Source organism: Peteryoungia algae (assembly GCF_030369675.1).
Lineage (GTDB): Bacteria > Pseudomonadota > Alphaproteobacteria > Rhizobiales > Rhizobiaceae > Allorhizobium > Allorhizobium algae.
Map to the genome: position 1 here is coordinate 1,016,779 of NZ_CP128477.1, position 12,980 is coordinate 1,029,758.

The following is a 12,980-nucleotide window of genomic DNA, read 5'->3' on the forward strand; positions in this document are numbered from 1 at the left end:
CTACAGGAACGCGACCCGCGCCTCCTCCTGCAGCCCTGGAAACACGGAGCTGCGCAAGGCAGATCCTGAAATCCCGAACTGGCTCGCCAGGATCGCCGCTGCGATATGCCGGACATCCCCGGTCGGCATCAGGTCGCGGCCATCCAGAAGGTCGCTGTCGTCCAGTCCCGGAAAGCGTCCATAGACCTTGCCGCCCCGGATCGCGCCGCCGGCAATGATGGCACAGCCGCCGGTACCGTGATCGGTCCCGCCACTTGCATTCTCATGCGCGCTTCGGCCGAATTCCGTCACGGCCAGCACCGCAGTCTGCGCCCAGGCGGCCTCGCCCAGGCTTTCCCGGAGCGTCGTGATCGCCCCCGAGAGGATCCTGGCCGCCGGCTGGAATTGCGCTTTCTGATTCACATGCGTGTCCCAGCCGTTGATCGAGAAGCTGGCGATCCTGTACTTGTCACGCAACATCGTGCCGGCCAGTTTGGCCGCCGCAGCACCATGCCGATCCTCCACGGCCTCGCCGCGCAGGAGGTCGGTGAACGCGTCTACTCCCACGGCGTCGCTCAGGGCCTTGGTATAGGCCGGATCGTTCCTGTAAAGCCGCGCCAGCATCTGCAACTCGTCGTCCGCCAGCGCAATGTCGGACCGGGGTGCCCAGACGTCTGCCGGGTTCGGCCCCGAAAGGATCATCTCGGGCGTCACGGAAACATCGATTGCCGGCGCCGGATTCCTGGTCAGCGTCAACACCCGATTGAGCCAGCCGCCTTCGCTGCCCCTTTGCGCAGAGCCACCGCCTTCCAGCATGTCCTGACCGTCGAAATGGCTTCGGCCGTCGCGATAGGGCGTCGAGACGGCATGCACGAAACCCAGTTCGCCGCGCCGATAGAGGGGTTCGAGAGCAGCCGCGGCCGGATGAAGCCCGAAACGACCATCGAGATCGATCAGCCCCGTGTCCGGTGTCAGAGCCAGCTTCGGTCTGAGCTGCCGGAAGGCGAGATCACCGTATGGCTGCACAAGATCCAGCCCGTCCATCGCCCCGCGCAACACGATGGTCACAAAGCGGCTGTCGCCCGGCACGGCAGCCAGGCTGACGGGGCTGAGGATCGGCGCTGCCGCCAGACTGCAGGCAGCACCGATCAGCCCGCGACGCGAAATCAAAATCCGATCAGTCATCTTCTTCATCTCCGGTTGAATTCGGGGGACACCAGCGTCGCGAGCAGCCCGGCTTCGCGGTTGGGAGCCTGGTTCACCACTGCGATCGTATCGGCGCGCGCCACCTCATCGAGTGTCGCCTGCAGGAAATCACGCGGATCGAGGGATTTGCCGCCCCGGGCGATAATGCGGCGTGCAAAGGCAATGCGTTGGGCGAGTTGGCCAGGCCCGCCCCAATAGCCCGAGCCGTCATCGAAACCGGCAGCATTGCTGGCGCGCCACAGCGGTTGCCCGAGTGCGTCCAGCGTCTCGACCGAGAGTTGACCAAGGCCGCGGGCCGCCCCGGCGCGGGCACCGGCATCGGCCATCATGTCGCTCTCGCCGTCCGGATCGTCTGCGTCGTCCGTATTGAGCAATTGCGCCCGATTGAAACCGAATGCCTTCAAGCTGGACACGACATAATCCAGCGGCATCTTGGTTTTTCCCGCAGATGCGGTCCAGGCGGCTGGATGCTCCAGCATCACGGCATAGACCGACGAAAGATCGCCATGGGTCTCCCTCCATCGAAGCGCCATTTTCTCCACCAGATCGTGGGGTGGCTGATCGCCGATGAAGTGTATGGCGAGCCTGGACGAAACGTGGCGGGCGGTACGCGGATCATCGGCCAGCACCGAAAGGATCGTTCTTGCATCATCAAGAGAGCCTTCACGGCCATACCGCTGACCGAGGATTGCGAACGAGCCAGGTTCCGCTACCCGAGGATTGAAGACAGTCTCGGTGGTCGTGGGAGCCAGAGTCACGCCCGTCAGCATCAGGGCCAGCGCTTGCACATCGGCCTGGCTGTATCCGGAGCCAGCGCCGAGCGTATGCAGTTCCATCACTTCGCGGGCGAAATTCTCGTTTGCCGCCTCACCACCCTGCCGTTTGCCGCGCCGGGAACCCGGACCGACCGATTTCGCCTGATCGAGAAATATGACCATGGCCGGATGCAATGAGGCCGAAATCAGAAGATCCCGAAAGGAGCCCGCGAGATGGGGACGGATCGCCTCGGCCTCGTAGAGCGGCACCAGCAGCCGCATGACCGGCGACTTCGATGCACTTACCGTGAAATGGTTGATCCAGAACGAGGCGAGACGCTCGTGAAAGGCATAAGGTGACAGAACGGCCTGGGTGACGCGCAGCACGGAATCCCGGCGGAAGCGCTTCTGCACCTCCCGCCGCAACACTTTGATGGCATCGTCCTCGGCCCCACCTGTCCCCACCGCCCTTCGCTCGGCGCGGGCAGCTTTTTCGCGAGATGCAAAATCAATAAGCGCATCACGGCGCCCTTGCACGCCCTCGAGCGGAAACAAGGGAGGCACCGCAGCGGCCCGATCCAGCTCCGAGATCAAGTCGTCGGGTCGGAAGTAGGGAGCGGTTTGAGGTCCGAGACCATAGCCGAAACGGATGGCCGAAATGCCCGCGCTGAAGCCCGTCATGCAACAACCTTTCAAAAATTACCACTTTGTAATTATTGAATTTTATCGCAATTATGGGGTCAAAATGAGGCTGGCCTGTTTTAGCAGAACCGGCACGCAGGCAAGCCGATCAGCCGCGAAACACGAAGGCAGCGCCTGCCGCGATCAGGGCAAAGCCGATCGCGTGATTGATCGTCAGGCTCTCCTTCAGGAAGAAGACCGAGAAACCGGTAAAGACGATCAGCGTGATCACCTCTTGCATCGTCTTCAATTGCGCGGCCGAATAAACCTCGGCACCGATGCGATTGGCCGGCACAGCGAGACAATATTCAAAGAAGGCGATCCCCCAACTGGCGACGATGGCGATCCACAGCGCCGACGTTTTGTATTTGAGATGGCCGTACCAGGCGAAGGTCATGAAGATATTGGACAGCGACAGAAGCAGGATTGGCCAGAGAGCGGCGGGAGAGAAGCTCGGCATGCAGAACTCGCGGGTGGGAGTGAGGTGGCGGAACGGTCGGCGAGTGACCGATTCTCGTCCCGCACAGCCTAGCAAAATGCAGGGAGCATGGCGCTGCCAGGTCTTGCGCACTCCGCATGCAAGCACCTCACCCGCCACCACAACCTGAGGGACACTCACGAATGACGGGCAATGGTCGGATTTTCATCCTGCACGGGCGGATCCGTTGCCCAAAGCCCCCATGAAAAGTCGCGGATGATTTCTAGTTAAATTGCGCGAAGACGACGTAACATACCATTAAGTCGCTCATGTTATTGAGTAATTATTGCGATTGGTATGGGCTTTGATCTATGTGGTTGAGTGAGAACCGAAGCGGCGAGATGATACCTGAAGTGCTGCAAGCCAAGGTGGCGGACGTCGCCGATGGATACCGCTCGACCCTGACACTCAACCTGATTACCCTCTCCGTCTGCATCTTGATCCTCTATCTGCAGAACCAGGTGAATTGGGCCAGTCTGGCCTGGTACGGCACAGCGCTCGCCATCGTGGCTGGCCGTGCCTACTCAATGAAAGCGCTCACACGCCGAGGCCTTCTCGTCACCGCCCCGAAATTCACCCTGACGATCCTGTCATTCGGCGCACTCGCGCTCGGAACCACCTGGGCAGCCCTGCCTTGGGTGGTCACCGACTTCGCCCCCCTCGGGCAGCACGCATCGCTCTTGCTGATCATGGGCGGCATGGCCACCGGATCGGTCGTCAAGCAGATCGGCAATACCCCCCTTGCACTCAATTACGCGATCCCGATCCTCGTTTCCCTCATGCTCAGCTTGATCGGGACTGGCCGCGCCAACGAAGTGCTCATGGGTTTCTGCCTGTCGCTGATGATCCTGGTCTTCATCCGCCGCAGCCTCTGGGCGGAACGCATGTTCGTCAACAGCCAGGTCGCGCGCCACGAGGCGACGGCGCTTGCCGACAGCCTGACACGCGCCAACAGTGACATCTTGCGCCAGAACACCCGTCTCGAAGCCTTGGCCAATCGCGACACGCTGACCGGACTGGCCAATCGGGTCTTCTTTCACGGCCGTCTGGCCGGGGACATCGCCCGCGCACGGGTCGTGGACGAAGACGTCGCCTTGCTCATCTTCGACGTCGAGCGTTTCCAGTCGGTCAACGACACGCTCGGACACAGCGCCGGCGATGCGCTGCTCCGGCAGATTGCCACGCGGCTGTCCTCCACTGTCGTGGACGGCAGTCTGATTGCGCGTCTCGGCGGCGACGAATTCGCCGTTATCGTCAGCGGTCCGGACGCGCTCAGCCGCGCCCGCACCCATGCGGCCTCCGTGCTGGAAGCAAGCCGCCAGCCAATCCAATGGCATCAGCGCCAGGCCGTTGTCGGCCTCAGCGTCGGCCTTGCGGCCTATCCCGAGCATGCCAGCGATGCCGAGGAACTGCTCGCCTGCGCCGACATGGCGCTTTACGATGCCAAGCGCAACGACCGCCGGCAGCTGCGCGAATTCGATCCGGACCTGCGCAGGAATGCCGAGCGCCGGCGGATCATCGAACAGGATCTCGAGCGCGCCATCCAGACAGGGGCGATCGGAGCCTGGTTCCAGCCCCAGGTCGATCTCGTCACACGCCGCATCACCGGCTTCGAGGCACTTGTCCGCTGGCAGCATCCGCAGCTGGGCTTCGTCTCCCCGCCCGAAATCGTCAATGCGGCCCGGGCCGTGCATCTCTCCGAACAGTTCACCGCCCGGATCGCCCGCGACGCCTGCCTGCTCGTCCGCCGCCTGCCGGAACTCGGCCTCCCCGATGTCACCGTCGCACTCAACGTCTCGCCGCGGGAATTCGCGCTTTATTCCGTCGCCTGCATGCTGCATCGCGTGACGACGGAACACGGCGTCAATCCCGCATCGCTGGAGATCGAGATCACGGAAGAGACGATCCTCGACCCGGCCCTCGCCGACGCCCAGCTGAAGCTGATGGAAGAAGCCGGCTACAAGCTCGCCGTCGACGACTTCGGCATGGGTCATTCCTCGCTGGCCTATCTGATCGGCCTTAAGGTCGATCGCCTCAAGATCGACCGCAGCTTCGTCAACGATGTCGCCCGCAGCGAAACGAACCAGAAGCTGATCTCGACCATGGTCAGCCTCGGCCAGTCCCTCTCGCTCGAAATCGTCGTCGAAGGCGTCGAGACCCCCGAAGATGCCGCCATCCTGGCCCGCCTCGGCTGCGGCACGGCCCAAGGCTACCTCTTCGCCCGCCCCATGCCACCAAGCGCCCTCGACACCTGGATCGCCAACCACCAGACCACTTCCAATCTGAAGCGCAAGAGCAAGTCGAAGCATCTGTCGGTGGCGTGAGAAGCGAAGACGGGTTGCACCGCGGCTCTGCCACGGCATAGTTGCATCATTTGCAATTGACTCGAGACCTCTATGGCAAAGGCGATTTTCTACCACAAGGACGGAAGCGGCTATAAGGATCTCCGCGGCCAGCTGTATCATTTCCCGAAAATGTATCTCTCGCGCGTCCAGCAAGCGCAGGATGATTGGATCATCTACTATGGACCGCTGAGCGGCCTGCGGAGCCGATACTATACGGGCTTGGCGAGGATCACCGCGATCAAAGCAGATGACGACCTGCCAGGACATTTTTATGCGGAACTAACCGACTACCTGGACTTCGATCGCCCACTCGATTATCGCGAAAATAGCGGCTATGAACGCCAGCTGATCAACCAAGATGGTAGCGTCAACTCCGGCCGCAGTGTCCAGGCTGTCCGCATCATCAGCGAGAAGGAATTCGTTGCTCTCGTCGAGGCAGGCCTCTCAGAGCCAGAAGAGTGGCCGCCCCGTAGCGACCGCGTCGACGAAACGCAGCTGACCTTGGATCGGTCCATCGATCCACTCCTGTATCTTCAGGCAGGAGAACCCGACCAGCCACACTACGTCGTTGATGACTTCCAACGGCCTATCATCGCGAGCACAGTTAACCGTCCCTTCCGTGATGCGAAATTCCGCCAGCATATCCGTGAGGTCTATGATCGCACATGCGCCTTCACCGGCCTGCGCCTCATTAATGGTCGCGGCCGCCCAGAAGTCGAAGCAGCCCATATCGTCCCGGTCGAGAAGGGCGGAAACGATTCTATCCAGAATGGCATCGCCCTCTCTGGCACCGTTCATTGGATGTTCGATCGTGGCCTTCTGTCACTGGCAGACGATTTCACCATTTTGCAATCTCGCCAGATGAACGAGGACGTCTCACACCTGCTGGTCAAGGATGGTGTGGCGCGCGTCCCGGCCGCGCCACATCTGCGTCCGCATCCGCATTATCTCAGCTGGCACCGAGACAACGTCTTTAAACACTGACATCCCGTTCCTCCTGCCACCATGCTGGCAACAACCCCTGCCTCCCGTTGCGTTTTTGTTCTGATTATCCGGGCCTCGCCTCTTCCCTTTGCCGGCGCCCTTCTCCATATTCCGGCCATGGCCAAGTCTCCCAAATCCTCCGCCCCCTCTGATCGTTTCGAGGAAGCTCCGCAAGCGCCGTTCGAAGGCGCGCCCCTGTCGGGATCCGTTTCCGACTGGGTGAAGCAATTGGAGGCGGAAGCCGAGGCGTCGACCGTCGAGAGCCAGCGCGAACTCGCCTCCAAGGCCGGCAAGCATCGCAAGAAGATCGAGATCGAGGCCCGCCGCCATGCGGAGAAGGTGGCGCTGGAAAAGGCGACGACCAAACCCACCGCAAAGAACACCACGTCGACCAAAACCTCCCGCGGCGTCTCGATCGGCGCCTCCTCCGATCCCAAGACCCGCGCCGCCGCCGGCCTCAATCCGATCGCCGGCATGGACGTGTCGCTCGAGGAAGCCGAGTCCCTGGCCCCCGGCGCCGTCACCGCCACGGTCGAGGCCCTGACCGCCCTGATCGAAAGCGGCAATCCGCTGTTCAAGAACGGCGAACTCTGGATGCCGCACCGCCCGGCCCGGCCGCAAAAGTCCGAGGGCGGCGTGACCATCCGCATGGCCTCCGATTTCGAGCCCGCCGGCGACCAGCCGACCGCCATCAAGGACCTGGTCGAGGGCCTGAAGAATGATGACCGCACCCAGGTCCTGCTCGGCGTCACCGGCTCCGGCAAGACCTTCACCATGGCCAAGGTGATCGAGGCGACGCAACGCCCGGCCGTCATCCTCGCGCCGAACAAGACGCTGGCTGCCCAGCTCTATTCCGAGTTCAAGAACTTCTTCCCCGACAATGCGGTGGAATATTTCGTCTCCTATTACGACTACTACCAGCCGGAAGCCTATGTGCCGCGCTCGGACACCTTCATCGAGAAGGAATCCTCGATCAACGAACAGATCGACCGCATGCGCCACGCCGCCACCCGCGCCATCCTCGAGCGCGACGATTGCATCATCGTCGCCTCCGTCTCCTGCATCTATGGTATCGGCTCGGTCGAAACCTACACCGCCATGACCTTCCAGATGTCGGTCGGCGACCGCATCGACCAGCGCCAGCTCTTGGCAGACCTCGTCGCCCAGCAATACAAGCGCCAGGACATCAATTTCGTCCGCGGCTCCTTCCGCGTGCGTGGCGACACGATCGAACTCTTCCCCGCCCACCTGGAGGATGCCGCCTGGCGCATCACCCTCTTCGGCGACGAGATCGAGAGCATCACCGAATTCGACCCCTTGACCGGCAAGAAGACCGGCGAGATGAAGTCGGTGAAGATCTACGCCAACAGTCACTATGTCACGCCACGCCCGGCCTTGAACGGCGCGATCAAGGCGATCAAGGACGAGCTGAAAGTGCGCCTCGCCGAGCTCGAAAAGGGCGGCCGCCTGCTCGAAGCCCAGCGCCTGGAACAGCGCACCCGCTACGACATCGAAATGCTCGAAGCCACTGGCTCCTGCGCCGGCATCGAGAACTATTCGCGCTATCTCACCGGCCGCAAGCCCGGCGAGCCGCCGCCGACGCTGTTCGAATACATTCCCGACAACGCGCTGCTCTTCATCGACGAGAGCCACGTCTCCGTCTCCCAGATCGGCGGCATGTATCGCGGCGACTTCCGCCGCAAGGCGACGCTGGCCGAATACGGCTTCCGCCTGCCCTCCTGCATGGACAACCGCCCCTTGCGCTTCGAGGAATGGGACGCCATGCGCCCCCAGACGGTCGCCGTCTCCGCCACCCCCGGCAATTGGGAAATGGAAGAAGCCGGCGGCGTCTTTGCCGAACAGGTCATCCGCCCCACAGGCCTCATCGACCCGCCGGTCGAAATCCGCCCGGCCAAGTCCCAGGTCGACGACGTGCTCGGCGAAATCCGCGAAACGGCGCTGAAAGGCTACCGCACCCTGGTCACCGTGCTCACCAAGCGCATGGCCGAGGACCTCACCGAATACCTGCATGAACAGGGTGTGCGCGTCCGCTACATGCATTCCGACATCGACACGCTGGAGCGCATCGAGATCATCCGCGACCTGCGCCTCGGCGCCTTCGACGTGCTCGTCGGCATCAACCTGCTGCGCGAAGGCCTCGACATCCCCGAATGCGGCTTCGTCGCCATCCTCGATGCCGACAAGGAAGGTTTTTTGCGCTCGGAAACCTCGCTGGTCCAGACCATCGGCCGCGCCGCGCGAAACGTCGACGGCAAGGTCATCCTCTATGCCGACCAGATCACCGGCTCCATGCAGCGCGCCATGGACGAAACGTCCCGCCGCCGCGAAAAGCAGATGGCCTACAACACCGAACACGGCATCACGCCGGAATCGGTCAAGGCCCGCATCTCCGACATCCTCGATAGCGTCTACGAGCGCGACCACGTCCGCGCCGACATATCAGGCGTCTCCGGCAAGGGTTTTGCCGATGGCGGCCACCTCGTCGGCAACAACCTCCAGGCCCATCTCAACGCGCTCGAAAAAGACATGCGCAACGCCGCCGCCGACCTCGACTTCGAAAAGGCCGCCCGCCTGCGCGACGAAATCAAACGCCTCAAGGCCGTCGAACTCGCCGCCATGGACGACCCGATTGCCAAGCAAGAGGCAAAGGCGGTGGAAGGTGCGAGAGGGAAAAACTTGGCGCCGCCCCCTCCGTCGTCATCCTCGGGCTTGACCCGAGGACCCACGACCGACGACGACACCCAACCGCGCATCTCCTCCTCCGGCCGCAACAAGTCGGGCGCCCCGGAAGGCAAGGGCAGCTATTTCTCCAAACCCCATATCGACGACATGGGCCCCGGCACCGACGGCGCCGTCCCCATGCCGAAATCCGGCCCGGAAAGCTCCCATTTCCGCAAGAACACCAGCGCGGATGCCCTGCCCGGCGAAGCCGGACAGGAGAGCGAATCCGCGCCATTGGGAAAAAGCTATTTTCGTAAAAATAGCTTGGACGAAATGACCGTCGGCCGCACCGAAAAACCGGTGACCGGCAAACTGCCCGAGAAGCCGGAGGCTCCCCCTTCTCCCCGTTCACGGGGAGAAGGTGCCCGAAGGGCGGATGAGGGGCAACCCGACGACCCCCGCCCCATCATCCGCGCCCGCGCCGGCGCCGGCTCCTACGAGGATCCGGCTGACGGCAAGCGCAAGGCAAGGACGAAGGGCAAGACGGGGCGACCGGGGCGCTGACCTCTCCTTCTCCCCGTTCACGGGGAGAAGGAGCCCGAAGGGCGGATGAGGGGCACCCCCTCCCCCTTGTAGGGAGGAGCAGGCTGAACTCTACGCCCTCCTTCACGTACAATATGCGAAACCGTGCAGCAGTAATTTCAATTTACTTGGCTTGATGTCGCTCAGGACATCAACCTAAACCATGATCGTACGGCAAGATTCAGCCTATCCTGTTCCAACTCGTCAGTTGGATTGCAATGCGCAATAGGTCCTCTCAACAGATTCAGTTGATTGGACACGCTGCTAACCGCGCTCTTAGAACTAAAGACTGGCTCAAACAAATCCCAGTTATCAGTAATAATCTGGGATAATTCGCCGAATGTTGTATAGTCAATTAGCCTATCAGAGCGCGCGGTTACACCGTTATCAACCTCCTTCTTTCGTCTCAGTTGCGTCGGCTCACGTATTCTCTTTTCGTCTATCCGAGAACTGTTCCACCAGTCTGCACCTTCAGATTCGAGAAGGATGTCTGACACCAGACTACGGATGGAGTTTTCGAGACAGTAGAATACTTCATAAAACTCAGACATCCTCGCAGCTTCGGCACGCAAAGTGGCCGGAAACTGCTCATACTCTGCAGCTTTTCGGCCCGAGGGCGCCGATGGGGACCACCCGAGGTCAACTGCGTATTTCCGCTCAATACCTTTCATGCTAGCCGCGATCTGCAACCCGCTCATTCCAAAAGCACGAATAAGGCCGTCAGGTCGCTTAGGCATCGTCAGCTCGGAGAAGATGAATCCTAATACTTTTGAAAATAGCATCAAATACTTCTGGATCAGAAGTGGCTGGCAGATTCAAATTAATCGTGTAACCAAGATTGAGACCGATGCTTTGAGAACCCGGGTTCGATTCTGTCGACGAACTTTTCCGGCTCTCCTCTGGCCTGACATCAATCAGCTGCTCTCTTTTTTCCTCAGCACGGAAATTAGCAAAAGATTTGAGATGCTTAATGGACGCAGCTATCATTTTAACTGGGTTAGAGTCATGAGGCTGCCCAGTTTCCTCCACAAGTATTCCGACAAGCTTATCATCAGACAACTCGTGCATGAACTCGTTACGGATATACAGAGGCGCATAAGCTGACTTTATTGCGCTTGCTATTGCAGCACCCGACTCTGACGGATTGCGAAACTTTTTATATAATTCTGTCGGAGACCCGTCCGGGTTCACGAAGCCAATTTTTTTCAGAAACGACGTCATCTGATCTCCAGAGCCGCCGGGGATCTTCAGTATAGTCTTGACGAAATCTTGGCTAACCCGTTCAGGGACGGCCGCTAGCTTAATCCCGTTGAGGGCACGATCGATGTTTCCCGGAGATGTAACGTAAGGCAGGCCAGCCATTCTGGAATATCTCCATTGTGATGTTTTGGTTAGCTTATCGGGAATTTTCCCATCTGCAACTTTCCATTGCATCTACGACACAATCGTGGACAGTTTGCACCTGATTTCGATCTTCCGAAAGTGAGCGGCGACCTCCAAGAAAAATTGCGAGATACTCCCCCCCACACGCGGGGAGGACGGAAAATCGAAGGCTTAGGCGCGCCTAAGCCGCCTAAACTTCAGATTTCCCTGGAGAGGGGCACAGTTCCGTAGGCATCGACATCACCGAGCCCTCTCTTACGAAATCTGAGGTATGGTCCTGATCGGGCCAATTCCTCGATTTCGCTTTCTCCCCCGCATGGGGGGATAGGGCGCACAGAGAGCTTGTGTTTGGATCCTCGGGTCAAGCCCGAGGATGACTAACTCTAGAGAGAGATGAGGGTATCCTCCTCAGGCGTCGTGCAATGAAGACAGTCGCGGAGGATACCAATCGCCCACCTCACACTCCGTCATCCTCGGGCTTGACCCGAGGATCCAGACACAAGCCTTCGGAGGCCAGACGGGCACGTCACACCACTCCATCTCCCGGAAAGAGGGGGACGCCCCGCAGCGTTTCTCTAACAAAATCAAACCCCGACACATTTTTTCATCCCCCACCATTTTCACCCCCTTACCCTAGTCCCCGTCCCGCCCTCGGATACACCTGACGATGCGATGTCAGGCGAGGCGGGGCCGGCGCCGGGGGCGAGCACTCTCGCAGGTGCAAATCCCCGGCCCGCTGCAACGGTCTCCCTCCGGACGAGGGGCTGAGGTGATGGGGTCGGATGCCCCAACACCGGATACCCTGATCGGAAGGACGTGCCTCAGAGGCACACAGACAAGGCGCCCACGCCGTCGCGAACTTGACCGGCGGCGGGGGCAGACAAAACGGCGGGGATGAGCGCCGGGCCGCAAATGGCCAGACGATCATCCCCCGGGCGAGGGTCCCGGTCGGATTGGTGCACCATCCGGCGGGAACCTCCCGGGCCACCGGCCAGGCTGATGCGTCATCTCGTATGCCGCCACAGCCGGACCCGCGCCCGGTCATTCCTCGGTCATCCTCGGGCCTGACCCGAGGACCGAAGACCGTCGCCGCCTTGCCAGAGAGACGCATGCAGCGGGACAAGACGCCGAACGGGGCGCCGGAAGGAGCCACATAAAATTACTTAGACAGGTTGCTTCTGGCGCCTCGTCCGATCCTCGGGGTTAACCCGAGGAAAGCATGCCCCACCCGGAGGGAGTTGATCCCGACCGGCGGCGAAGCTTTGGGTGCCATCTCCCCCGCAAGTGGGGAGATAGCCCCGCGAATTTCCCTCTTTCGCCAAATCCCGAAATACCTCACGACAAGGAGACCGACATGCCAGACCCGACAACCACAGATGACCCCAAAACCGAACCGCTTGAGCTGCGCCTGCTGCGCGACATCCTCACCGAACACGGCACCCCCCTCATCTGCCGGCGGCGCCAATGCCGGCGCGACCGGCACTGCAGCGGCCAGGCGCAACGCGCGCATCCGCCGCTGGCATCAGGCGAATCCCTGCCGCCCTGCGTGGCACATGCCAGGCCGAGAGAGCGCCTGGAGATTCAAACCCTGGCTGGCCAATTGCGCCTGCATATGAGCCCCAGCACCGAACCCCGCCAATGGCCCGAAGACAAGCAGGCAGTCTCCCAGCTTCGCCTGGCACTGGCGATGATCCACCGCATCCACACGCGCCCGGGCCTGCATCCCGTACACGAACGGACAGCACTCGCCGACTGGCAGGCCACCGACCCCGACCGCCAAGTCTCCGCCCTCTACCGCCGCACCTGGCGCCATGGCAAACCGGACAAGCGCCCCTCCGCCAAAACGGGCACCGCGCCATGAAGCCGCGCGCGCAAGTGAGGGGCCAGTGATGGGGAAAGTGAGGG

Annotated in this window: 9 protein-coding genes; 4 read left to right on the forward strand and 5 right to left on the reverse strand. The window is 61.2% G+C overall.

Going from position 1 to position 12,980, the window contains the following annotated elements:
* The 3 genes from QTL56_RS05170 to QTL56_RS05180 form a co-directional block, all read right to left on the reverse strand.
* Window positions 1-1,173: a DUF1501 domain-containing protein gene (locus QTL56_RS05170; protein WP_245136805.1), complete on the reverse strand. Its 1,173-nt coding sequence runs from the start codon at window positions 1,171-1,173 to the stop codon at window positions 1-3.
* Window positions 1,170-2,621: a DUF1800 domain-containing protein gene (locus tag QTL56_RS05175; RefSeq protein ID WP_245136804.1), complete on the reverse strand. Its 1,452-nt coding sequence runs from the start codon at window positions 2,619-2,621 to the stop codon at window positions 1,170-1,172. Before QTL56_RS05175 ends, QTL56_RS05170 begins: the two co-directional genes overlap by 4 nt.
* A 109-nt stretch (window positions 2,622-2,730) precedes the next feature.
* Entirely contained in the window at window positions 2,731-3,081 is a 351-nt protein-coding gene (locus tag QTL56_RS05180) for a DMT family protein (protein WP_245136803.1), read from the reverse strand.
* Between the two features lie 359 nt (window positions 3,082-3,440).
* Here QTL56_RS05180 and QTL56_RS05185 point away from each other — a divergent pair, with 359 nt between their 5' ends.
* The 3 genes from QTL56_RS05185 to uvrB all read left to right on the forward strand — a co-directional run bounded on the left by QTL56_RS05185 (window position 3,441) and on the right by uvrB (window position 9,674).
* On the forward strand, window positions 3,441-5,423 hold the full coding sequence (locus QTL56_RS05185; protein WP_245136802.1) for a putative bifunctional diguanylate cyclase/phosphodiesterase: 1,983 nt from the start codon (window positions 3,441-3,443) through the stop codon (window positions 5,421-5,423).
* A 72-nt stretch (window positions 5,424-5,495) separates the two neighbouring features.
* Window positions 5,496-6,428, forward strand: a complete 933-nt coding sequence (locus QTL56_RS05190; protein WP_245136801.1) for an HNH endonuclease — start codon at window positions 5,496-5,498, stop codon at window positions 6,426-6,428.
* A gap of 117 nt (window positions 6,429-6,545) precedes the next feature.
* Window positions 6,546-9,674, forward strand: a complete 3,129-nt coding sequence (uvrB, locus tag QTL56_RS05195; RefSeq protein ID WP_245136800.1) for an excinuclease ABC subunit UvrB — start codon at window positions 6,546-6,548, stop codon at window positions 9,672-9,674.
* Between the two features lie 161 nt (window positions 9,675-9,835).
* Here uvrB and QTL56_RS20875 read toward each other — a convergent pair whose 3' ends face one another.
* Both QTL56_RS20875 and QTL56_RS05200 read right to left on the reverse strand, forming a co-directional pair.
* Window positions 9,836-10,474, reverse strand: coding sequence for a Swt1 family HEPN domain-containing protein (locus tag QTL56_RS20875; RefSeq protein WP_245136799.1), 639 nt, complete (start codon window positions 10,472-10,474; stop codon window positions 9,836-9,838).
* Complete coding sequence (locus QTL56_RS05200; protein ID WP_245136798.1) at window positions 10,422-11,054, reverse strand: DUF5343 domain-containing protein; 633 nt, start codon at window positions 11,052-11,054, stop codon at window positions 10,422-10,424. Before QTL56_RS05200 ends, QTL56_RS20875 begins: the two co-directional genes overlap by 53 nt.
* Window positions 11,055-12,429: 1,375 nt before the next feature.
* Between QTL56_RS05200 and QTL56_RS05205 the strand changes: the two genes are divergently transcribed.
* Entirely contained in the window at window positions 12,430-12,936 is a 507-nt protein-coding gene (locus tag QTL56_RS05205; protein WP_245136797.1) for a hypothetical protein, read from the forward strand.
* Window positions 12,937-12,980 lie beyond the last annotated feature (44 nt).